The organism is Rhodococcus sp. G-MC3 (assembly GCF_030063335.1).
GTDB lineage: Bacteria > Actinomycetota > Actinomycetes > Mycobacteriales > Mycobacteriaceae > Rhodococcoides.
On sequence record NZ_JASISW010000009.1, the window covers coordinates 7,838 to 34,826 of the forward strand.

Annotated in this window: 1 protein-coding gene; it reads left to right on the forward strand. The window is 62.2% G+C overall.

Annotated elements, in window-relative coordinates; translation table 11 throughout:
* The first annotated feature begins 29 nt into the window (after positions 1-29).
* Positions 30-26,966 carry a non-ribosomal peptide synthase/polyketide synthase gene (locus tag QMK17_RS12045; RefSeq protein ID WP_283509345.1) on the forward strand — a complete coding sequence of 8,979 codons (26,937 nt, stop codon included), beginning with the start codon at positions 30-32 and terminating at the stop codon, positions 26,964-26,966.
* Positions 26,967-26,989: the final 23 nt, after the last annotated feature.

Below are 26,989 nucleotides of genomic sequence, written 5' to 3' on the forward strand. Positions count from 1 at the left end.
CAACCATGTCGATCCAGAAAGGCTTGTAAATGCGGGCCGCAGTTTCAGGCGAGTCACACGGCTCTCTTCCTCCTGCCGGTGGATCACCGGATGCATTTCCGCTGACGTCGGCTCAACGCGGAATGTGGTTCGCCCAGCAGCTCGCCCCTGAGGTGCCAGTCTGTATCGCGCAGTACGTGGATTTGCGGGGTGAGCTGGATCTGGAACTGCTGCGCAAGTCCAGTCGTACGGCGGGGCACGAGTTCCAATCGGCGTTCATCAGACTTCTGGAGATCGACGGCGAGCCGCTGCAGGTGGTGGATCATGGAATCGACGACAGTGTCGACTACCTCGATCTGCGTGGTAAAGAAGACTCCATGGCTGCCGCCAAGGCGTGGATCGATGAAAATTACACCACCCCAGTCGATTTGATGCGTGATCGGCTCGTGAGCGTATGGGTCATCCATGTCGAGGACGATCGTTACCTGTGGTACAGCAAGATTCACCATGTCGCGCTCGACGGATACGGCGCCATGACCATGGTGAACCGCACGGCTGAGCTCTACACCGCCGAGCTCGAAGGCCGCGAGGCCAAACCTGCGAAGGCGGCGGATCTCGAGACGCTCTACCACCTGGACGAGCAGTATCGAGAATCGAGTCGCTTCGAAACGGATCGCGACTACTGGGCGGAGCACGTCGGCGGCGCGCAGGACGGCGCGACGCTCTCCAACAATCCAGGACCAACCGTCGCGGCGAGCACGCTCGAGAGTGCAGCGCTGTCCGCCGATGTCGTCGAAGCGCTGGAGAACTCCGACGCAACCAAGAATGCAACAGCCGCAGCCGTCGTGATCGCTGCGTTCGCGTGCTACCTGGCCAGAATGACCGGGCGCGAGGAAGTTCTCGTCAACATCCCCGTTTCTGCGAGAACCACGGCGGTGCTTCGGCGTTCGGGCGGCATGCTGGTCAATGTCGCACCGCTGACGGTCCGTGTGATTCCGGGCGAAAATGTGGGCGACCTGGTGCAGAAGGTTCAACTGAAGTTGATGGGTGCACTACGCCACCAGCGCTTCAGCATCGAAGATATTCGTCGAGATCTGGTTGGGCGAGGGCTCGCGAGCGGTCTCGTCGGACCCATGGTGAACGTGATGCTTTTTCACCAGGAGATCCGACTCGGACCTATCATCGGCGAATTCAATATCGTGACATCAGGTCCGGTTGAGGACCTGCTGGTCAATATCTATCAAAGTGGTTCGCCTGCAAAGACTTTTGTTGACTTCCGGGGTAACCCAAACCGATACGTGGACGAAGATCTCGCCGCTCACCATCGAACGTTCATCGAGGTGGTCGATGCGTTCGTAGCGGCGAGTCCACACGATTCCGTCGACGACGTGCACCCCGATAGTGCGGCACTCGGTCGGCTTCGTCGTGTCGAGCATCAGCAGCTGCGCTACTGGGCCGACGTACTCGGTGACGCACCTGACCCGGCTCGGTTGTATCCGGCAGCGAATGGAACGGGTAGCCGGGAGCGCAGCGAGGTCTCGGTGTCGGTCGAGGGCAACGTTCATCGGCGCCTGCTTGCTGCGGCCACCAGTCAGAGCTCGAGTGTTGTTGTCTCCGTTCACGTGGCAGTCGTAGCGCTGCTGGCCAGGATCACAGGCGAATCGGACATCGCGATCGGTGCCAGAACACCGCACACCAACGGCAATACGGTCGTTCTCAGGGGGGCGATCGAACCGGTCGACTCGTTCGCCGGCGTTGCGGATCGATTGCGCGTCATCGACGCTGGTGCGTTGTCACACGCAGGAGTGTCCCTGGAGGCTGTCGCCGAGGCTGTCGGTGCGAGTGTCGTTGGTAAGTCGGACCTGATTCGAGTGCTTCTTGCGTTCGGGGGTACTGAGTCCCCGAATGATTTGGATCTCGTCGACCTGGTCATCGCCGTCGACGAACGCTACGACGCATTGGGCGTACCCGCCGGGTTGACGATCCGGTTCGTCCACGACGAAGCCGATATCGGCCACTCCGCAATGACCGTCCTCGGTGAACGGCTGGTTCGCCTGCTCGAAGCATCTGCTCACGACTCGTCGACCGTGATCGGCGACGTCGAGTTGTTGTCGGATTCCGAGCGTGAGCTGTTGGTTCCGGTGCGTGGTGGTGTGTCGGTGGGTGGTCGGTTGTTGTCGGAGGTGTTTGCTTCGGCGGTGTCGGTTGCCGGTGTGGATGCGGTTGCCATTGTTTCGCGGGATGTGTCGGTTTCGTATGGGGAGTTGGATGAGCGGTCGTCGCGTTTGGCGTCGCTGTTGGTTTCGCGTGGTGTGGGTGTTGGTTCTTTTGTGGCGTTGGGGTTGCGTCGTTCGGTGGAGTCTGTGGTTGCGGTGTGGGCGGTGGCGAAGGCCGGTGGTGCGTTCTTGCCGGTGGATCCGTCGTATCCGGTGGAGCGTGTGGCTCATATGTTGTCGGATTCGGGTGCTGTGCTGGGTGTGACGGTGTCGGAGTATGTGGGTGTGTTGGGTGAGGCTGGTCCGGGTGTGGGGTGGATTGTTCTCGATGGTGATGACGCCGTGGGCGATGGTGTTGTTGGCGATGGTGTTGTTGGCGATGGTGTTTCGGCTGTATGGCCGGTTCCGTCTCTTGATGATGCGGTGTATTTGATTTACACCTCGGGTTCGACGGGTGTGCCGAAGGGTGTCGTAGTCACCCACCGCGGTCTCGGCGACATGGCAGAGTTGGAGCGCGTTCGTTTCGAGGTCGAACCTTCTTCGCGGACACTGTCTTTCGCGTCGACCAGTTTCGATGCGTCGGTTCTCGAGTTGTTGTTGGCGTTCTGTGGTGGGGCGACGATGGTGATTGCGCCGACGGATGTGTACGGCGGGGTGGAGTTGGCGGCGGTGTTGGCGGAGCAGTCGGTGACGCATGCGTTCGTGACGCCTGCGGCGTTGGCGTCGGTGGATCCGGTGGGGTTGGATGCATTGCGGGTGGTGGTGACCGGTGGTGATGCGTGTGGTCCGGAGTTGGTGGAACGCTGGGCGCCTGGTCGACAGATGTTCAACGCATACGGCCCGACCGAAGCGACGGTATTTTCGTCGGTCAGTTCTGCATTGACCGCTCAGAAGCCAGTCGATATCGGTTCGCCGATAACAGGATCCGAGCAAATCGTGCTGGATTCGCGGTTGCGTCCGGTTCCGGTGGGTGTGGTGGGGGAGTTGTATCTGGCGGGCCCTGGTGTGGCTCGTGGGTATCACGATCGGTTGGGGTTGACGGCGGAGCGTTTTGTTGCGGCGCCGTTCGGTTCCGGTGGTGAGCGGATGTACCGCACTGGTGATTTGGTGCGGTGGAGTGGTGTCGGTGGCGGGGAGGTAGCTGGCGGGGAGGGTGGTGTCGGTGCGCTCGAGTATGTGGGGCGTTCGGATTTCCAGGTGAAGGTGCGTGGTTTCCGTATCGAGTTGGGTGAGATCGATGCGGTGATCGCTGCTCTGCCCGAGGTGGATTTCGTGGCCACCCTCGGCGTCGACGGCCCGAACGGTAATACCGCTCTGGTCGCGTATGTACATCCGGTTCGTGAACGTCGGATCGATACGACTGTTCTTCGCGATGCTGTTGCGAATTCGCTTCCAGCGCATATGGTTCCGTCGGCGTTCGTGGTGTTGGACGAGATTCCGTTGACGCCTGCCGGTAAGTTGGATCGCCGGGCCCTCCCCGCGCCGGATCTAGGCAGTAAGACGGCTTATCGCGCACCTCGTTCGGAGCGCGAGCACAAAATTGCAGGCGTGTTCGAAGACCTACTCGGCGGCTCCGCGATCGGGATCGACGACAGCTTCTTCGATCTCGGCGGAAACTCTCTGGTGGCTACCCGACTGGTGGCACGCGTCAACGCCGAGCTCGGTGCTGGGCTTCGCGTCTTGGACTTGTTCGAAGCGCCCACAGTCGAAGCGCTCGCAGTTCGAGCCGAGAGCACGGTTGGATCATCGACGCGTCCGGCGTTGGTGCCGGTGGTGCGACCGGAGCGGGTGCCGTTGTCTCAGGCGCAGCAGCGGATGTGGTTCATCAATCAGTTCGATACATCGTCCGCGGCCTACAACATTCCTCTGGCAGTGTCGCTGACCGGGGTGCTCGATGTCGAAGCGCTCGGTGCTGCCGTGTCGGATGTTGTTGCGCGGCACGAGAGTCTGCGGACAACCTTCCCGACAGTGGGGGAGTTGCCGTTCCAGTTGGTGGGTGCGGTTCCAGGTGTCTTTGTGTTCGAGGTCGTCGATGTGGCGGGCGATGAGTTGGCCGAGCACATCGCGGGGGATGCGAGGCGTGGTTTCGATGTGACGATCGACAGCCCGTTCCGGGCGTCGCTGTACCGGGTCGTCGATGGTGATGTTGCCGACGGCAATTTTGTGAGTGATGGTGTTGCGGGCGAGAGCCATGTGGATCGGTTCATGTTGGTGATTGTCGTGCATCACATTGCCGCCGATGGTGCGTCGATGGCGCCGTTGGCTGCCGATGTGATGGTGGCGTACTCGGCTCGGGTGGCGGGTGTGACACCGGGGTGGGAGCCGTTGGCGGTTCAGTATGCGGATTATGCGGTGTGGCAGGGCGAGTTGTTGGGAGATTCCGATGACGCGGAGTCGTTGGTATCCCGGCAGTTGGCGTTCTGGGGTGAGGTTTTGGCGGATGTGCCGGACGTCTTGCCGTTGCCGATCGATCGTCCGCGACCGAGCCATCAATCCATTCTGGGTGCAACCCGCACGTTCGAGATCCCCGCGGATCTGCGCAGCGAACTGGCTCGTTTCGGTGCGGCGCACGATGCAACACTGTTCATGGTTGTCCATTCGGCGCTGGCGATTCTTCTCGCTCGCCTCAGCGGTACGCAGGACATTGCGATCGGAACGCCGATCGCGGGTCGTGGTGAGGCGGGGCTCGACAATTTGGTCGGCATGTTCGTCGGGACTTTGGTGCTGCGCACCGAGGTGTCGCCGCATGTGAGTTTCACCGAGTTGCTGGCCGCTACGCGCGCCGGTGATCTTGCGGCGTTCGACAACACCGATGTTCCGTTCGAGAAGCTCGTGGATGCGTTGGCGCCGAGTCGATCGACAGATCATTCGCCGTTGTTCCAGGTGCTGCTCGAATTCCAGAACAACGAGGCCGCGCAACTCGAACTCCCCGGACTCCAGGTTGGATTCGAAGAGATCGAAACAGGAACCACCAAATTCGATCTCCAACTGCGGGTGGACGAAAAAGCAACTGAGACAGGCGCACCCAGTGCTGCCTTCACCTACGCTACCGAGCTGTTCGATTCATCGACAATCGACAAATTCGTCGATCGTTTTCTCCGGCTTCTGAGGTCGATCGCCGAATCGCCCGACTCTGCCATTCGCAGCCTCGACATTCTGTCCAGCCTAGAGCGGGACACTGTTCTACGAGAGTGGAACTCGACCGAGCGCGCGCTTCCGGCCGTCGTCGGCGCAGATCCGACACTCAACACACTTTTCGATCTTCAGGTCGTTCGGAGTCCGTATTCCATAGCATTGGTATTCGACGACGAACACGTGACCTACCAGGAGTTCGACGAACGATCGAATCAGCTCGCGCGCCACCTGGTGTCGCTGGGAGTGGGCCCCGAGTCCCACGTCGGCTTGGCGATCAGACGATCCACGGATTTGCTGGTGGGAATGTACGCGATCGTGAAGGCGGGCGGCGCCTACGTTCCGATCGATCCCGATCACCCGGTCGACCGTTCCGCCTACGTTATCGACAGTGCCCAACCGGTATGCATACTCACCACAAGCCGTGACTGGATCAACGTCGCTGTCGCAACGCCTGTACTCGCGGTGGACCTCATCGACGTCTCCGACCGCGACACCTCGCCGCTTCGACCGAAGGACCGGCTCGGCAACCTGTCGGGACGAAATACTGCATACGTCATCTACACCTCGGGCTCCACCGGACGGCCCAAGGGTGTTGCCGTCAGTCACGATGCGATCGTCAACCGGTTGCTCTGGATGCAGAACGAGTACAAGCTGGAGCCGTCGGACAACGTACTGCAGAAGACTCCGGCGACATTCGACGTGTCGGTGTGGGAATTCTTCTGGCCGTTGCAGATCGGTGCCAAACTGGTAATCGCCTCTGCTGACGGACACCGCGATGCACAGTACTTGTCGCGTCTGATTCTGCGTGAACGAATTACAACGATGCACTTCGTGCCGTCCATGCTTGCTGTGTTCGTCGAGGGCGCGCACTCGGATGACTGCGATTCGCTACGGATGGTGTTCTGCAGCGGCGAGGCGCTGCCGCCCGCCACCGTCCAGAACTTCTTCGACTTCTCCAGCGCCGCACTGCACAACCTGTACGGTCCCACCGAGGCTGCCGTCGACGTGACCTACTATTCCTGCACCTCGACGGATCTGACGTCGGTTCCGATCGGTGCCCCAGTGTGGAACACACGTGTATTCGTGCTCGACGCATCACTTCAGCCTGCGCCGATCGGCGCCCCCGGTGAGCTGTATCTTGCGGGCGTCCAGCTGGCCCGCGGATATGTCGGCCGAGGTGACCTGACTGCAGACCGGTTCGTAGCGGATCCGTACGGTGAGCCGGGGGCTCGGCTCTATCGCACCGGTGACCTCGTGCGGTGGCGAGCAGACGGCAACATCGAGTACATCGGGCGTACCGACTTCCAGGTGAAGCTGCGGGGTCTCCGTATCGAGCTCAACGAGGTCGAAGCTGCACTCCTCCGTCATGAGTCGGTGTCGCAAGCGGTCGCACTGGTGCACAGCAACCAGTCGACCGGTGAGATCCTCGTCGCGTACGTCGTCCCTGTTCGTGGTTTCGAGTTCGACGCAACTGCCGTTGTGGACTCGGTCGCTGGCTCGCTGCCCGCGTACATGGTGCCGTCCCTGTTGTTGGAACTAGAAGAGTTCCCTCTCAACGCGAGCGGCAAGCTGGATCGCAAGTTGCTTCCCGAACCGGTTTTCGTGCTGTCCAACGACGACATCGTGGCGCCGAAAAACCCGATCGAAGAGATCATCGCTGCTGAATTCGTCGATCTGCTCCGCCCGGACCATGGCGACGGTGCACACATCGGCGTTACGCAAAACTTTTTCGCGGTCGGGGGAAACTCCTTGGTTGCAATGCGTTTGATTGCACGAATCAACACAGCGCTCGGTTCGAGTTTGACGGTTCGCGACTTGTTCGATTCGCCGACTGTGCGTGCGTTGGCAGCAACGGTGGAGTCTCAGGGATACCGAACCGATCCGAGACCCGCCCTCGTTCCGGTCGATCGGCCGGATTCGATTCCGGTCTCACTTGCGCAACAGCGCATGTGGTTCATGAATCAGTACGACACTTCCTCGGCGGCGTACAACGTCGCGTTTGCGATGCGCATGACCGGCAGGTTGAACCTCGATGCGCTGCGTAGTGCAGTGGGCGACGTCATCGACCGTCATGAATCGTTGCGGACCGTATTTCCGCTCACCGACGACGGGCCCGTGCAATCGATTCTCCGGCCGCACCAGGCGCTCCCGGATCTCACCCCTGTCCACGCCGATACGCAGGCCCGCGTCATCGAACTCGTCACGGAAGTGGCCGCGGCTGGCTTCGACGTGTCGAGCACGGTTCCCGTGCGCGCACGGCTGATAGAAATCGGCGAGAACGAGCACGTTCTTGCTTTCGTCGTCCATCACATTTCTTCGGACGGATTCTCGAGCGCCCCCCTGGCGCGCGATTTGATCGTCGCCTACAGTGCGCGCACCCAGGGCGAGGCGCCCCGGATGGAACCGCTTCCGGTGCAATACGCGGACTACTCGCTGTGGCAGCGAGCTTTTCTCGGATCGGAAGCAGATCCGTCGTCGCTGATGTCGCAACAATTGGCGTTCTGGATCGACTCCCTCTCGGGGGCGCCGGAGGTCCTCGAACTGCCCACGGATCGTCCTCGCCCCGCAGAGGCGTCGTTCAACGGCAAGACCGTCGGCTTCGCCATCGATACGGAGCTTCACTCCAGGATGGCTGTTCTCGCGTCGTCACGCGACTCCAGTGTGTTCATGATCGTTCATGCATCGCTGGCGGTGCTGCTGTCATCGCTGTCGGCGTCCACCGACATATCCGTCGGCACCCCGATTTCAGGTCGAGGCGACGCCGCGTTGGACGAGCTGGTCGGAATGTTCGTCAACACCTTGGTGCTTCGGACCGAGGTCTCGGCGTCTGCAACATTCGACGACCTTCTCGCGGACGTCCGCACCACCGACCTTGCGGCCTTCACTCACGCGGACCTACCGTTCGAACGCGTCGTCGACGCCCTCGACCCGGTTCGGTCGACGTCGTACACACCGTTGTTCCAGGTAATGCTCGAGTTTCAGCACACTGATCGCCCGAGCATTGCTCTGCCGGGTCTGTCTGTGGAGAGCATGGATCTCGCACACGACATTGCCAACTTCGATCTCCAGTTGACCGTATCGGAAGCGTTCGACGAGTTCGGCGCTCAAAAAGGCATCGAGGCCGAATTCCGCTACGCCACCGACTTGTTCGATGAAGCGACGGTTGCCGAGTTTGCTACGCGTTTCCAGCTGATCCTGGACGCAGTGACGCGAGATCCAGGTGCCGCTGTCGGCGACATCGTACTGCTGTCGCCGCAGGAGTACCGAGATCTGGCACCCGTTCGCGGCCCGGCGTCAGTGCCCGAGCGTTCGCTACCCGACATACTTGCCGCCGCCGTGGAGACTGCGGGGCGGGACGCCGACGCAATCATCTTCGACGACACCGTGGTCAGTTACGACGAACTCGATATCCGGTCATCCCAGTTGGCGCGTGTTCTGGCTGATCACGGAGTCGGCCCTGGTGACGTGGTTGCGTTGGCGTTGCCGCGGTCGCCGGAAACAATTGTCGCGATGTGGGCAACGTCGAAGGCTGGAGCGGCATTCCTGCCTGTCGATCCGACGTATCCGGAAGACCGCATCCGGCACATGGTCATCGATTCCGGTGCGACACTCGGCCTGACAACCACAACGAACACTGCTGCCCTTGCTGCACTCTCGGATTCGACCGTATGGATCGTGCTGGATGATCCACGCTTCCAGAGTTCTACGGCGGAGCTCTCGGGACTGCCGATCACCGACGCAGACCGCGTCGAGCCGCTGCGCCTCGGCGACGCTGCGTACCTCATCTACACGTCGGGATCGACCGGTCTTCCCAAGGGTGTGGTCGTGACGCACCGCGGATTGGCCAACCTCGCCGCGGAGGAGCGCATCCGGTTCGCAGTGAGTCCCGATTCCCGGACTCTTGCATTCGCGTCACCGAGCTTCGATGCGTCGATTCTCGAATTCATGCTTGCGTTCGGGTCGGGCGCCACGATGGTGATCGCTCCGCCTGCAATGTACGGCGGACCGGACCTCGCACGACTGATTGCGGACAACGACGTGACACATGCATTCGTCACGCCCGCGGCCTTGGCATCGGTCGATCCGGCCGGGTTGACCGCGCTACGGGTGATCGCTACCGGTGGTGACGCATGCCCGCCGGAACTGGTGGCCAAGTGGGCGCCCGGCCGTCGGATGTTCAATGCGTACGGACCCACCGAGGCGACGATTTTCTCGTCGATCAGCAATCAGTTGCTGGCAGGGGCAGCTGTTGATATCGGTTCTCCGACAATCGGTTTCTCCGAAGTTGTTCTCGATGTCAGGATGAAGCCGGTTGCTGTCGGCGTTCCGGGAGAGTTGTATCTCGCGGGTCCAGGCCTCGCTCGTGGGTACCACGGCCGCACGGCGCTCACATCGGAACGATTCGTCGCCGACCCATTCGGTGAACCAGGCGCACGCATGTATCGCACTGGCGATGTCGTGCGGTGGAACCGCGCGGGTGCGCTGGAATTCGTCGGACGCAGCGATTCACAGGTCAAGGTACGTGGCTTCCGCATCGAGCTGGGCGAGATCGACAGCGTTCTCGCCGCTCATTCCGATGTCGAGTTCGTGACAACCGCAGGTGTCACGGGGCCAGCCGGCAACACGATCCTGGTTGCGTACGTGCTGCCGGTCGACGGTACGAACCTGGATGTATCGGCGCTCCGGGACCATGTAGCGGCATCGCTTCCTGCCCACATGATTCCGACGTCGTTCGTCGAACTGACATCCATCCCGTTGACCCCAGCGGGCAAACTCGACAAACGCGCGCTACCCGAACCGACGTTCGACAACCGTCCGGATTCCACACGCGCGGCCACCAGTCCTGTCGAGAAGGTGCTTGCGGGACTGTTCTCCGAGGTCCTTCGAATCGACCATGTCGGGGTGGACGATTCCTTCTTCGCTTTGGGCGGCGACAGCATCATGTCGATCCAGCTGGTCTCGCGGGCCAAGGCTGCCGGACTTATTCTCTCGCCCCGTGATGTGTTCGAGCGCAAGACGGTCTCCAGCCTCGCCGAGGTCGCGCTTTCCGCGGACAGCGCGTCGATCACGGTCCTCGAAGAATTGCCTGGTGGGGGCATCGGCGACGTTCCGCTGACACCAATCGTGTCGTGGATGATCGACCGTACGACCTCGTTCGATCGGCACACTCAGACAGCACTTCTGACACTGCCGGAGGACATCGAGCAGTCTGTTCTCGAGCGGACAGTACAAGCCGTGCTCGATCATCACGACATGCTGCGAGCACGTCTTCGCCATGACGAAGACTGGTCGATGGATGTACAGCCCGTAAGCTCCATCGCTGCGGCCGCTGTGATCCACCATGTAACGGTCGAATCATGTACCGGCGACAGTTTTTCGTCGTTGGCGGCCGCCGAGCTCGACAGAGCGGCGGGCCGGCTCGATCCATCGGCGGGCGTCATGATTCAGTTCGTCTGGTTCGACCCAGGCCTCGACACGAATCCGGACTCCACACGCGGCTCCGGTCGACTGCTGATAGTGGCCCATCACTTGGTCGTGGATGGCGTGTCTTGGCGCATCCTGGTTCCGGATCTCGCTACCGCGTGGTCGCAGCTCAATGCTGGTCAGGATGCGGCGCTTCTTCCTGTCGGTACATCGATGCGGCGCTGGGCACACGGTCTGACGGAAAAGGCGGCAGGTCGGCGCGCCGAACTGCCGATGTGGGAGTCGACACTCGCCGGCGACGATCCGCTCATCGGATCCAGAGCCCTCGATCGCGACGTCGATGTGTACGCGACAGTGGAACACGTCGATGTCGCAGTTCCGGTAGAGGTCACCGAGGATCTTCTGACGAAGCTTCCAGAGGTATTTCACGGCAGCGTCAACGACGGGCTGATGGCTGGTCTCGCACTCGCGATCTCCGTATGGCGACGTTCCCGCGGCGTCGAGTCCGAGAATGCTCTCATCAGCCTCGAGGCACACGGGCGCGAAGATCACGTCGTCCCCGGCGCGGACCTTGCCAGGACGGTCGGCTGGTTCACCACGATCTACCCGGTTCGCATCGCGCTCGGAGATGTCGATCTCGACGATGCGATGTCCGGTGGCGCGGCCGCCGGCGCGTTGATCAAGTCCGTCAAGGAATCGTTGTTGGCCGTGCCCGACCACGGCATCGGCTACGGAATGCTGCGATACCTCGATTCGAGCTCCAGCGAACTACTCGCTCGATTCGCCTCGCCCCAAATCAGTTTCAACTACCTCGGTCGCTACAACACAGGGGTTCCGGAGAACCTGACGGGCGTCGGTTGGCTGCCGGTCGAGAACGACGCGATCGGCGACGTTCAAAACAAGGACCTGCCAGCGGCCGCGGTACTCGATATCAACGCGGTCACTACGGCCGAGGTCGACGGAGCAGTGCTGAAGGCGACGTTCGCCTTCCCGTCGAACGTGCTGGCGCGCAGCGAAGTCGAGGAGCTCACGCACCTGTGGGTCAAGGCGCTCACTGCACTCGTGGGACACGCACGCACTCCAGGCGCAGGCGGATTCACGCCCTCGGATCTCGACTTGGTCGCGTTGAATCAACGGTCGATCGACGACGTCGAACTCCGCTATCCGGATCTGACCGACATCTGGTCGATGTCACCGTTGCAATCGGGCATGCTGTTCCACGCCGAGCTCTCCGACCAGACTGTCGACGCCTACATTGTCCAACTTGTGATCGAGCTCACCGGCACAGTCGACAAGGCACGCCTACACCGAGCGACCCAGACTCTTCTGGATCGACATCCAAACCTCCGAGCTGCATTCGTGCACAATCTCGAAGGTGATTCGATCCAGGTCGTCGAACGCGCAGTGCGCGTGCCATGGCACGAGATCGATCTGACGCACCTGTCGGAGTCCGACAGGAGCGTCGAGCTCGACGCCGTGATGTCGTCCGATCGCGCAACACGCTTCAACATGGCGGATGCACCACTGCTGCGGTTCACCTTCATCACACTCGGTGACGGGCAGTGGCGACTGGTACTGACAAATCACCATATTCTGATCGACGGATGGTCCACGCCGCTCGTCATCCGCGACCTCCTCACCCTCTACGCAACCGACAGCGACACTTCGGTGATGCCTCGGGTTCCCGCCTATCGCGACTATCTCGGCTGGATGAGTCAGCGGAACGTAACGGAAGCACGAACTGCCTGGATCGCAGCGCTCGACGGGCTGTCGGAGCCGACACTGCTCACGCCGATCGAGAGCCGCCGCCAGGAATCGTCTCGCGCCGGGAATGAATTGACCACGCTGGCAGCGTCGGACACACAACGACTGCGGACGATGGCGCGCGAGCGCGGAGTCACCGTGAACACCCTTGTGCAAGCTGCCTGGGGAACGGTGTTGGCGACCTTGACGGGACATACCGACGTACTGTTCGGCGCGACCGTCTCGGGTAGGCCTCCCGAGATCAACGGCATCGAGGCGATGATCGGTCTCTTCATCAATACGTTGCCCGTCCGAGTCACTCTCGATGCCAACGAGACGCTGGCCGAATTCATCGGTCGACTGCAGTCCGAACAGGCTGGACTTCTCGACTACCACTACCTCGGTCTGACCGAGATTCAGCGAGCAGTCGGACCGGTCGTGGCGTTCGACACCTTGACTGTGTTCGAGTCGTATCCGGTTGACAGAGCAGGATTCTCGGACGAGACCGACATCGCGGGGCTACGGGTGTCGAACATCATCGATGGAAGCGACACAGCGCAGTATCCGTTGACGCTGGTGGCCATGGTCGACGATTGCCTGCATATCGAAGCAAGGTATTTGCCTGAGTTGTTCGCTCCGACCCAGGTGCAAAGCATCCTGGCGCGGATAATGCGTGTGCTCGAAGCATTTGCAACACAACCGAATCTGAAGGTCGGACAACTCGAGTTGTTGTCGGATTCCGAGCGTGAGCTGTTGGTTCCGGTGCGTGGTGGTGTGTCGGTGGGTGGTCGGTTGTTGTCGGAGGTGTTTGCTTCGGCGGTGTCGGTTGCCGGTGTGGATGCGGTTGCCATTGTTTCGCGGGATGTGTCGGTTTCGTATGGGGAGTTGGATGAGCGGTCGTCGCGTTTGGCGTCGCTGTTGGTTTCGCGTGGTGTGGGTGTTGGTTCTTTTGTGGCGTTGGGGTTGCGTCGTTCGGTGGAGTCTGTGGTTGCGGTGTGGGCGGTGGCGAAGGCCGGTGGTGCGTTCTTGCCGGTGGATCCGTCGTATCCGGTGGAGCGTGTGGCTCATATGTTGTCGGATTCGGGTGCTGTGCTGGGTGTGACGGTGTCGGAGTATGTGGGTGTGTTGGGTGAGGCTGGTCCGGGTGTGGGGTGGATTGTTCTCGATGGTGATGACGCCGTGGGCGATGGTGTTGTGGGCGATGGTGTTGTTGGCGATGGTGTTTCGGTTGTGTGGCCGGTTCCGTCTCTTGATGATGCGGCGTATTTGATTTACACCTCGGGTTCGACGGGTGTGCCGAAGGGGGTCGTAGTAGCTCACCGCGGGCTTGCGAACGTAGCTGAAGAAGAACGTCGCACTTTCGGTGTGTCCACACAATCGCGTGTGCTCTCCTTCGCGTCGACCAGTTTCGATGCGTCGGTTCTCGAGTTGTTGTTGGCGTTCTGTGGTGGGGCGACGATGGTGATTGCGCCGACGGATGTGTACGGCGGGGTGGAGTTGGCGGCGGTGTTGGCGGAGCAGTCGGTGACGCATGCGTTCGTGACGCCTGCGGCGTTGGCGTCGGTGGATCCGGTGGGGTTGGATGCATTGCGGGTGGTGGTGACCGGTGGTGATGCGTGTGGTCCGGAGTTGGTGGAACGCTGGGCGCCTGGTCGACAGTTGTTCAACGCATACGGCCCTACCGAAGCCACCGTGTTCGCCTCGGTGAGTGAACCGATGACTCCTGGCGCAGCGATAGCCATCGGTTCACCGCTGCTCGGGTTCTCTGTCGTCGTGTTGGATTCGCGGTTGCGTCCGGTTCCGGTGGGTGTGGTGGGGGAGTTGTATCTGGCGGGCCCTGGTGTGGCTCGTGGGTATCACGATCGGTTGGGGTTGACGGCGGAGCGTTTTGTTGCGGCGCCGTTCGGTTCCGGTGGTGAGCGGATGTACCGCACTGGTGATTTGGTGCGGTGGAGTGGTGTCGGTGGCGGGGAGGTAGCTGGCGGGGAGGGTGGTGTCGGTGCGCTCGAGTATGTGGGGCGTTCGGATTTCCAGGTGAAGGTGCGTGGTTTCCGTATCGAGTTGGGTGAGATCGATGCGGTGATCGCTGCTCTGCCCGAGGTGGATTTCGTGGCCACCCTCGGCGTCGACGGCCCGAACGGTAATACCGCTCTGGTCGCGTATGTACATCCGGTTCGTGAACGTCGGATCGATGCGACTGTTCTTCGCGATGCTGTTGCGAATTCGCTTCCAGCGCATATGGTTCCGTCGGCGTTCGTGGTGTTGGACGAGATTCCGTTGACGCCTGCCGGTAAGTTGGATCGCCGGGCCCTCCCCGCGCCGGATCTAGGCAGCAGGGCTGATCGCCGCGAACCGACGACTGATACCGAGCGGATCATTGCAAGCGTTTTCGCCGAGGTTCTAGCGGTCGACTCCGTCGGACTCGACGATAACTTCTTCGAGCTCGGTGGTGACTCGCTGAGTGCGACCAGGGTGACTTCGCGGGTCAATTCGGCTCTGGGATCCGGCATCACCGTTCGCGCTCTTTTCGAAGCGCCGACCGTTGCTACTCTTGCTCTACGTAGCTCCGATGCTGTAGCAAATGGAACGCGTCCGGCATTGGCACCGGTGGTGCGACCGGAGCGGGTGCCGTTGTCTCAGGCGCAGCAGCGGATGTGGTTCATCAATCAGTTCGATACATCGTCGGCGGCCTACAACATTCCTCTGGCAGTGTCGCTGACCGGGGTCCTCGATATCGAAGCGCTCGGTGCTGCCGTGTCCGATGTTGTTGCGCGGCACGAGAGTCTGCGGACAACCTTCCCAACGGTGGGGGAGTTGCCGTTCCAGTCGATCGGCGAGGCTCCCAGCGGGTTCGTCTTCGATGTGGTCGACGTCGCCGAGGCGGGCGTGTCGGCGCGTATCCTCGCCGATGCGTCACGTGGGTTCGACGTGACGACCGACAGCCCGTTCCGGGCGTCTTTGTACCGCATCTCGGACACACAGGGCTTCCCCGATAGGCAGGCGGTCGACGAGCGCTACGTGCTGGCCATTGTCGTCCACCACATCGCGGCCGATGGCGCATCCATGGCCCCGCTGGCGGGTGACGTCATGGTCGCGTATTCGTCGAGGGCGGCAGGTAATGCCCCGGAGTGGGCGCCGCTCGAGGTGCAGTACGCAGACTTCACACTGTGGCAGCGATCGTTGCTCGGTGACGACGACGACCCGGAGTCGTTGGCGTCGAAGCAGTTGGCTTTCTGGTCGCAGACTCTGGCCGACGTGCCCGATGTTCTGCCGTTGCCGATCGATCAGCCAAGACCGAACCAGCAGTCCATGCGCGGTGCATCGGTTTCGTTCGAGATATCGGCAAACACGCATGCCGCTCTGAACAGTATTGCCCGTCAAGGACAGTCGACGATGTTCATGGCAGTTCATGCCATATGGGCCATGCTGATGGCTCGACTGAGCGGTACGCAGGACATTGCGATCGGAACGCCGATCGCGGGTCGTGGTGAGGCGGGGCTCGACAATCTGGTCGGCATGTTCGTCGGGACTTTGGTGCTGCGCACCGAGGTGTCGCCGCATGTGAGTTTCACCGAGTTGCTGGCCGCTACTCGCGCCGGTGATCTTGCGGCGTTCGACAACACCGATGTTCCGTTCGAGAAGCTCGTGGATGCGTTGGCGCCGAGTCGATCGACAGATCATTCGCCGTTGTTCCAGGTGCTGCTCGAATTCCAGAACAACGAGGTCGCGCAACTCGAACTCCCCGGCCTTCGCGTCGAGGGTCTCCAGTTCGATGCAGGCGTCGCGAAGTTCGATCTGCAGCTGACGGTCTCGGAGAAGTACGACGTCGACGGTGCGCCGGCAGGTATCACCGCAGCCATCACCTATGCCGTCGACCTGTTCGAGCCCTCGACCGTGCGTCGGTTCGCAGACCGGTTCCTTGCGCTGGTAGACGGCGTCACGTCCGCTCCCGATTCTCCTGTCGGAGACATCGAGATCGTCACGCCTCGTGAGCTGAACTCCATGGTTTCGGAGTGGAACCACCCGGGTGCTGGGCCGGCGGCGGATACCCTGATACGCCGATTCGAGTCTGTAGTTGCGCGGTTCCCGGACGCCACCGCTGTGGTCTTCGGAGCCGACAAGCTGACGTACGCGCAGTTGGATGTACGAGCCAATCGGCTAGCGCGTCATCTCGTCTCGGTCGGCGTCGAACCGGAGTCACTTGTTGCGGTAGCGATGCCGCGCAACGCCGATCTCGTGGTCGCGTTGCTCGCGGTCCTCAAGGCCGGCGGCGGATATCTCCCCGTCGACGTGACCTACCCGGCCGATCGTCTTACCTTCATGCTCGACGACGCCAGCCCGGTGTGCGTGCTCTCGACCGTCGCGGACATCGAGTCAGTGCCGACGGGAGGTCTGGCGCAGGTGTTGATCGATGACGCCGAGACTGCAGCATTGGTCGAGACTCTGTCGGGCGAAGCGCTGACCGCCTCCGACCGACATGGTGAACCGACCGCCGATTCGATCGCGTACGTCATCTACACGTCGGGGAGCACTGGACGACCCAAGGGCGTTCAGGTCACTCACTCGACGGTGGGGACTCTGTTCGCGAACACCATCGACAAGTTCGGGTTCGACGAAACCGATGTGTGGACGATGTTCCACTCTTACGCGTTCGATTTCTCGGTGTGGGAATTGTGGGGGCCGCTGCTGTATGGCGGAACGCTCGTCGTGGTCGACTACTACACCGCGCGCTCACCCGAACTGTTCAGGGATCTGCTCGTGGCCGAGCACGTGACCGTGCTCAACCAGACACCGACGGCGTTCTATCAATTCGCCGAAGCCGACCGATCCGCGCCGACAGATTCCGAACGACTTTCCCTGCGCTACGTCATCTTCGGTGGTGAAGCGCTCGACCTCGGCCAGCTGGGACGTTGGTACGCGAGACACTCCGATACCTCGCCGACCTTGGTGAACATGTATGGCATCACCGAGACCACGGTCCACGTCAGCCACCTCGAACTCGACCAGGAGTTCGCCGCCTCGGCGTCGGCCAGCGTCATCGGTCAAGCGATTCCCGGACTGACGGTGTCCGTTCGTGACGGTCGGTTGAGGCTTGTTCCTCCCGGTGTGACCGGGGAAATGTACGTGTCGGGGGCACAGCTCTCACGCGGTTACCTCGGCCGCACCGCATTGACGGCCACACGATTCGTGGCCGACCCTGAGAGTGCTTCCGGTACCAGGATGTACCGGACGGGTGACACCGCTAGGTGGAACCGCGACGGTCAACTCGAATACCTCGGCCGTAGCGATATGCAGATCCAACTGCACGGGTTCCGGATCGAACTCGGGGAGATCGAATCTGCTCTGCTCGCCTGCGAAGGTGTCGCGCAGTCGGTCGTTTCCGTGCGCGACGACGGCGCCGGTGACCGGCTCGTGGGGTATGTGGTGCCCGAAGCCGGTCGTACTCTCGACACCGCAGTGATTCTGGACGAGGTCGGTGCGTCACTGACCTCCTACATGGTGCCGGCAGCTCTTGTCGTGCTTGCCGAGCTTCCGCTGACGGCCAACGGAAAACTGGATCGGAAAGTCCTACCAGCGCCTGACTTCTCGGCGCGCGTCACGCACAGCCGTGCGCCGGCCACTCCTGTGGAGGAAGGACTGGCCGCGCTGTTCGCCGAGGTTCTCGGTTTGGACTCCGTGGGCGTGGACGACTCGTTCTTCGCGCTCGGCGGAGACAGCATCATGTCGATCCAGCTCGTCTCGCGTGCAAAAGCAGCGGGGCTGATCATCGCGCCCCGTGACGTCTTCGAACGCAAGACCGTAGCGGGCCTCGCCGAGGTGGTGGCCCTCGCCGTCGACGCTCCGGTGATCGTGTTGGACGAACTTCCCGGCGGCGGTGTCGGTGAGATGCCTTTGACTCCGATCGTGCAGTGGATGCTGGAACGTAGCCAGGAGTTCGGTCGATACACCCAGACCGCGTTGCTCCAGCTGCCTCCCGCCATCGAACGGGATGTGCTCGAGAAGACCCTTCAGGCAGTTTTGGACACACACGACATGCTCAGGGCACAGCTCTCCGTGGGCGACGACGGAGTGTGGACCGAACGTGTAGCCCCGATCGGAGCGGTGTCCGCCGCGAGCGTTCTGCACCATGTCGAGGTCGACGATGTTGTCGGAGAGGCATTCTCGTTGCAGGCCGCTGACGAACTCGATGCGGCAGCCGATCGGCTCGACCCGTCTTCGGGTCGGATGATTCAGATGGTGTGGTTCCAAGCACCCTCCGGCTCAGGCCGATTGCTCGTTGTCGCGCATCACCTCGTCATCGACGGTGTGTCCTGGCGAATCCTCGTCCCGGATCTCGCTACCGCGTGGTCGCAGGTCATGGCAGGCACAGTGCCCGTGCTGGCCGAGACCGGTACCTCGATGCGACGCTGGTCGACCGCCCTCGTCGAGGTTGCAGCGACGCGCTCGGACGAACTGCCGCTGTGGACCGCCATGCTGTCGGAACCAGATCCTGTGATCGGATCTCGTGCAATCGATCCGACGGTCGACGTCGACTCCACCGTCGAGCGGATCAAAGTATCCTTGCCCGTCTCGGTCACGGAACGGCTCCTCACCAGAGTGCCGGAAGCGTTCCACGGCAGTGTCAACGACGGACTGCTCACCGGCCTTGCGCTCGCGTTGATCGCGTGGCGGCAGGAACGGGGCACGACGGTCGATAACGCCCTCGTCAGCCTCGAAGGCCACGGCCGTGAGGACGCCGTCGTGCCCGGCGCCGATCTGTCACGCACCCTGGGCTGGTTCACCACAATCTTCCCGGTGCGCCTGCGCTTGGACGGCATCGATATCGCCGACGCCATCGCCGGTGGCCGGTCTGCGGGCGAGGCCATCAAGGCAATCAAGGAACAACTGCTGGCCATTCCCGACCACGGAATCGGCTACGGCATGTCTCGTTATCTCACCGATGCAGGCCGAGACGCGCTGGGCGGATTCGCGCGGCCGCAGATCAGCTTCAACTACCTGGGACGGTTCGCGACCGCCTCGTCCGAAGGTATGGAGGATGTCGGGTGGATCCCGGTGTCGGACAGCAATCTTGGCGACGCACAGAACCCGAACATGCCCGTTCCGGCCCTGCTCGACATCAACGCGGTCACGAACACGACGTCCTCGGGTCCTGTCCTGGATGCAACGTTCGCGTTCCCGTCGGGCGTGCTGACCGCTCCCGAGGTCGAGCGGCTCGTCGAACTCTGGACGGCGGCGCTCACCGCGCTGACAACGCACGCCGACGATCCCACCTCTGGCGGCTACACGCCGTCGGATCTGGATCTCGTCGAGATCGATCAACCAACCATTGCAACGCTGGAGGACCGTTTCCCGGGCCTCGACGATGTGTGGTCCATGTCGCCGCTTCAATCGGGCTTGCTGTTCCACGCACGGCTCGCGGGTGAGGTCGACGAGCAGCTCGACCTCGGCGTCGACGCCTACATGGTGCAGCTGGGTCTCGAACTCCGCGGCCTGGTGGACAGCAGGCGAATGAAGGCCGCTGCGCAGACTCTCCTCGATCGTCACGCCAACCTGCGCACTGCATTCGTGCACGGCGCGAACGGCGAGTCGCTGCAGGTCGTGCAGACCGGAATCGACGTGCCGTGGACAGAGGTCGATCTGCGCGGAGCTCCCGACGCGGACGCCGCACTGCACAGCGTCCTCGACGCGGACAGAGCGGTGCGATTTGCATTGGACTCTGCGCCGCTCCTGCGCTTCACACTCATAACCAAGGCCGACGGCGAATGGCGACTCGTACTCACCAATCACCACATCTTGCTCGACGGGTGGTCGACACCTCTGCTCATCAAGGAGCTGCTGACGCTGTATGCAACGGCGGGCGACGACTCCATGTTGCCGCGAGTCCCCGCATACCGGGATTACCTGAGCTGGATGAACAAGCGCGATGCCGAGGTATCGAAGGCCGAGTGGATCAGAGCACTGTCGGGCGTCGAGGAACCTACACTGCTTGCCGGTTCGGACCGGGGTCGTCAGCTATCCACGACTTCCGTCGAAACCACGCAGTCGCTCTCACGTGAGGCCACCGCAGCATTGCGAGACCTGGCCGCTCATCGCGGGTCGACGTTGAACACGATCGTTCAGAGTGCGTGGGGCGTCGTGCTCGCGGCGCTCACCGGCCGCGACGACGTGGTGTTCGGTGCCACCGTGTCCGGCCGCCCGCCTGAGATCCCCGGCATCGAGTCGATGATCGGTTTGTTCATCAACACACTCCCGGTGCGGGTGCGCCTCGATCCCGCCGAGGCGATCGGTGATCTGGTCGATCGGATTCAGGTGGAACAGGCATCTCTGCTGGACCACCATTATCTGGGGCTCACCGACATCCAGCGTGCGGCTGGAAACGGGGTGTCGTTCGATACTCTGACGGTGTTCGAGTCGTATCCGGTCGATCGGGCAGGACTGTCGGAGGACACGGACATTGCGGGCCTTCGCGTCGCCGATGTGCTCGGAACCGATGCTGCGCACTACCCGTTGACACTCGTGGCGTCCATCGACGATCAGCTGCACTTGAAGGCGAAGTATCTTCCAGATCTGTTCTCGCAGAGTGATGTCGAGCGAATCATTGCCCGGGTCGAACGGGTGCTCGACGCCGTCGTCGCCGATGACCGGATGCCGCTGGCGCGGGTCGAACTGCTCAGTGAGTCCGAACACGCCGATCTTGCTCCGGTACATGGGCCGGGCGGTGGATCAACGGTGTTGCTGGGGCACATCTTCGAACGCGCCGCAACGGTCTCTCGCGGCCGTACTGCGTTGCGTTTCGGCGATACGAGCGTCGGCTACGACGAACTGGACCAGCGCTCGAGCCGACTTGCCCGGATGTTGTTGAGTCGAGGGGTGTCGGCGGAGTCGTTCGTCGCTCTCGGGCTGGCACGTTCGATCGAGTCCGTCGTCGCCGTGTGGGCCGTTGCGAAGACAGGGGCCGCGTTCGTACCGGTCGACCCGGGGTATCCTCGTGATCGGATCGAGCACATGGTGACCGATTCGGGGGCTGCCTTCGGCATCACTGCCTCCGAGCATGCCGATGCCCTTCCCACACTCTCGGGCAGCGAAAGCTGGATAGTGCTGGACGACGAGTCCGTCGCGAACGAGCTGATCGAGTTCTCCGCGCTGCCGCTCGAGGCCAGCGAACGCGTCCGCGGAGTCGATATCTCGAGCGCTGCCTACGCGATCTACACCTCGGGATCGACGGGCCTACCGAAGGGTGTCGTCGTGACTCACTCGGGGCTGGAGAACTTCGCCGAGGAGCAGACCGCGCGATATGACATCACGCCCGAGTCGAAAACCCTTCACGTGTCCTCGCCGAGCTTCGACGCATCCGTTCTCGAATACCTGTTGGCGTTCGGGGCAGGCGCAACGATGGTCATCGTGCCGCCGACCGTCTACGGCGGAACCGAACTGCACGACATTCTTTCGAGCGAAGAAGTGACACACGCCTTCATCACACCGTCGGCGCTCGCCTCGGTCGATCCGACCGGACTCGACGCGTTCCAGCACGTCGTCGTCGGCGGCGAGGCAGTTCCCGCCGAACTGGTTTCGAAGTGGGCACCGGGGCGACGTCTTTACAACGGCTACGGCCCCACCGAGACAACGATCATGTCGAACATCAGCGATCCGCTGGAGGCGGGTTCCTCGTTGACCATCGGTGGACCGATCAGAGCAGTCCGCGAGGTAGTGCTCGACGGGCGCATGCGTCCGGTTCCGGTCGGAGTTCGAGGCGAGCTGTACCTGGCGGGCGCAGGCCTGGCCCGTGGTTATCACGATCGGCCGGCGCTGACGGCTGAGCGATTTGTCGCCGACCCGTTCGGCGAACCGGGATCGAGGATGTACCGGACTGGTGACCTCGTTCGATGGACTCCTGACTACACCGTCGAATACGTCGGACGTAGCGACTTCCAGGTGAAGGTTCGTGGTTTCCGAATCGAACTCGGTGAGATCGACGCTGTACTCGCGTCGCATCCCGCGGTGGATTTCGTTGCGACGGTCGGTGCCGAGTCACCGTCGGGTGCCACCGTTCTGGTGGCCTACGTACGGGCCTCCGAAATGGACGCGGCACTGGACCACTCCGCACTGACTGCGCATGCAGCGGCCAGCCTCCCCGGACACATGGTGCCGTCCATCATCGTCCAGCTCACCTCGATCCCGCTGACTCCCGTCGGCAAACTCGATCGTCGTGCTCTGCCCGCGCCGGAGTTCACCTCCGCTGCAAGCGAGTACGTGGCACCGCGTACCCCTGCCGAAATCGCGGTGGCAGAGGTCTTCGCCGACACACTCGGCAGCGATCGTGTCGGCGCGCTCGACAATTTCTTCGATCGTGGCGGCGATTCGCTGTCGGCGACGCGTGTCATCGCACGAATCAACTCGGCCCTGGGAACTTCCCTCGGAGTACGGGCGATCTTCGAATCTCCCACCGTGGCAGCGTTGGCCGCACTTGCTTCCGACAGTGGGACGGGCTCTGGTCGTCCGGTACTGCGGGCGGGCGAGCGACCCTCGAACGTGCCACTGTCTCTCGCTCAGCAGCGGATGTGGTTCATCAACCGGTTCGACCCTTCTTCGCCTGCATACAACGTCCCGCTCGTGGTCAAGTTGACCGGAACCCTCGACATCGAAGCCCTCGGGTCGGCAGTAGCGGACCTCCTCGAACGCCACGAGTCTCTTCGTACGACGTTCCCCTCGGTGGGTGAGGGGCCCGTGCAGCTGATTCATGCGGCGTCGGATGTTCTACCCGAGCTCGATGTCTCGACCGTCGAGGAAGGTGCCCTCGCAGAGTCGATCGGCGCGTTCGCCGGTCGAGGTTTCGACGTAACCTCCGAGATCCCGATCCGTCTGGCTGTGTATCGGGTCGCTTCGCCGCAGGAGGAGACAACTCACGTTCTCGCAGTGGTCGTTCATCACATCGCGGCAGACGGCGCCTCGATGGCTCCGCTCGCGCGCGACGTGATGGTCGCCTACTCGGCGCGGACGGGCAACGCGGCTCCGGCATGGGAACCACTCCCAGTCCAGTACGCCGACTACACGCTGTGGCAGCGAGAGCTGTTGGGCGATGAGAGTGATCCCGCCAGCGTCGCCAGCAGTCAACTCGCGTATTGGCGAACTGCACTACAAGGTGTTCCGGATCTGCTTCCGCTTCCCACGGACCGGCAGCGCCCGACCACTCAGAATTTCCATGGCGGTCGCGTCAAGTTCGATATCGACGCCGCTCTGCACGGTCGTATTGCCGCCTACGCGCAGACCCGTCGGGCCACGATGTTCATGGTGGTGCACGGAGCCTTCGCCGCAACTCTGGCGCGGCTCAGTGGCACCGACGACATCGCGATCACCACGCCGGTCGCCGGCCGCGGTGACGCTGCATTGGACGACCTGATCGGCATGTTCGTCAACACGTTGGTCCTGCGAACCGTTGTCGACGGTGCGGAGTCGTTCGAGTCCTTGCTCGACCGTGTCGTGGACGAGGATCTGAAGGCGTTCGAGCACAACGAGATCCCGTTCGAGCGGGTGGTGGAGGTACTGAACCCGGTCCGGTCCACCTCGTACTCACCGCTGTCGCAGGTGGCGCTGTCGTTCCAGAACAACACCGAAGCACGGCTCGAGCTACCGGGTCTCACGGTCGAAGGTTTCGACTTCGATGTCCCGGTCGCCAAACAGGATCTGCAACTGTTGTTGTCGGAGAATTTCGGTGAGATGGGTGAACCGTCGGGAATCTCCGGTGCGTTCGATTACGCAACGTCGTTGTTCGACTCGTCGACCGTGCAGTCCTTCGCGGATCGCTTCGTACGGATTCTCGATGCCGTGGTGTCCGACGCTGCAGCGCCTGTGGGCGACATCGACATCCTCGGCGACACAGAGCGGCCGCTGCTTGCGCCTGCTCGAGGCGTAGACGGACGCCAGCCCCGTACCTGGCCGGAGATTCTCTATGCCGCAGCGGCCGCTAACCCCGACGGGACGGCAGTCGAGTTCGGCGACATTGCGCTTTCCTACCGCGATCTCGACCAATGGTCGACCCGTATCGCGCGCCTGTTGATCGACTTCGGCGTCGGCCCGGAAACGTATGTCGCGCTCGCACTTCCGCGGTCCGTCGAGTCCATTCTGTCGATCTGGGCCGTTGCCAAGACCGGTGCCGCCTTCCTACCCGTCGATCCGAACTACCCGTCGGATCGCATCGCCCATATGCTCGACGATTCTCGTGCTCCGATCGGTCTGACGGTGCACGCTCATCGAGAGGCACTGCCGGACACCGTGACATGGCTCGTCGTCGACGATCCGGATTTCGCAGCGGACATCAAGCGTTACCCGACCGACCCCGTCAGGGATACCGATCGCACGGCCGATCTGCACCTGGACAACCCTGCGTACCTGATCTACACCTCGGGCTCGACCGGTCGTCCGAAGGGCGTCGCGGTCCGCCATCGCGGTCTGTCGAACCTGGAGGACGAGGTCACCCTCAGGTTCCATCCGAGGATCGATTCCAGGGTCTCGCACATCGCGTCCCCGAGCTTCGACGCCTCGGTCTACGAGCTGACCATGGCGTTCGGTGTCGGCGCCACGCTCGTCATCGTGCCACCGGGAATCTTCGGTGGTGACGAGCTTGCCGATCTGCTCGAGGACAAGCACGTCACGCATGCGTTCCTGACACCGGCGGCGCTGTCTTCGATCGAGGGTGATCGTTTGCCGGAGGTCGAGGTCCTGGCGTTGGGCGGAGAAGCGTGCACGCCCGAACTCGTCGCGCGCTGGGCCAAGGGCCGCATGATGTTCAACGGATACGGGCCTACGGAAACGACGATTCAAGCCAGTGTCGGTGGCCCCTTGGTGCCGGGGAAGATCGTCGATGCCGGAAGTCCCGCAATCGGATTCCGGTTCCTCGTCCTCGACTCCAGGCTTCGCCCGGTGCCGGGCGGCGTGCCGGGTGAGCTGTACATTGCAGGCCCGGGCACCGCGCGGGGCTACCTCCACCGGCTCGGTCTCACGGCGGAGCGCTTCGTGGCAGATCCCTTGGGCGAACCAGGCGAGCGCATGTATCGCACCGGAGATGTGGTGCGGTGGACGCCCGACCGAAAGATCGAGTTCGTCGGACGAAGCGACTTCCAGGTGAAGGTGCGAGGCTTCCGAATCGAACTCGGCGAGATCGATACCGTGCTCACCGAACACCCCGCTCTGAACTTTGCAGCGACGATCGGTCACCTCGCGCCTTCGGGAGATACCGTCCTGGTGTCGTACGTCCGCGTGATTCAGGGTGCATCGGTCGAGATCACGGAATTGGTCGACCATGTCGCTGCGCTACTTCCGCGGCACATGGTGCCTACCGCCATCCTGGTGCTCGACGAGATCCCGTTGACACCCGTCGGCAAGCTCGATCGACGAGCACTGCCGGTTCCGGAGCTCACAGTCAGCACAGTTCCGTACCGCGCGCCGTCGACGGCAACCGAGCAGGCGGTCGTCGACGTCTTCGCCGAGATACTGGGTGTCGACAGAATTGGTCTGGACGACAACTTCTTCGACCTCGGCGGAACTTCCTTGGTGGCTACCAGGGTCGTTCCTGCACTCGAGACTGCTACCGGTGTCCGGGTACCACTGCAATCGCTGTTCCTGGATCCGACCGCCGGGGGATTGGCTGCTCGTATCGACGGTGACTCGAAAACGGGATCCTCCGGTCTCGACAGCGCGTTCGGAGTGGTCATACCCCTTCGACCTCAGGGAACCGGAATCCCACTGTTCTGCATCCATCCCGGAATCGGATTGTCCTGGGGGTACGCGGGAATCGTTCGCCACCTGGCAGATGACCGTCCTGTGTACGGACTTCAGCTGCCGACCATCTCCGAAGGTGGCACGTTCGATTCGATTCAGTCGCTGGCGCATCGATATGCGTCGGAGATCCGGCGGGTCCAACCCGAGGGGCCGTACAACCTGCTCGGCTGGTCTCTCGGCGGCGCGATTGCACATGCGGTCGCGGTGGATCTGCGTGAGTCCGGCTCAGGCGTCGACTCCGTTACGATCATGGACAGTTACGTCGAAGGCGATGGTGACGCCCCTGCGGGCAGACTCACTGTTGAAGAACTGTTGGCAGGTCTCGGCGTAGATGTTGCACCCGAAGCGGCGGATTCACCGCTGACCTACGAGGGTGCAGTGGAACTGTTGAACCAGTCGTTTGGACAGGAAACCGGCCTGACACCGGCACATCTGGAACGGATCAACGATGGTTTTGCGAACTCGACCGAGATCATGGGCAATTTCGAACCGGGCGTCTACGACGGTGATGTGCTGTTCTTCGCAGCCGCGCAAGGGTCCGGTGACGGGATCGATCGCGATCCGCTGCAATGGAACCAATTCGTGACAGGAAAAATAGATGTCCGGACTATCGACTGCGCCCATAATCAGATGATCGAACCCGAGGTACTCACAGAAATCGGTGCTGCTCTCGAAAAGTATCTCAGCAACTGATTGTGTCTTTGTGTACTGAAATC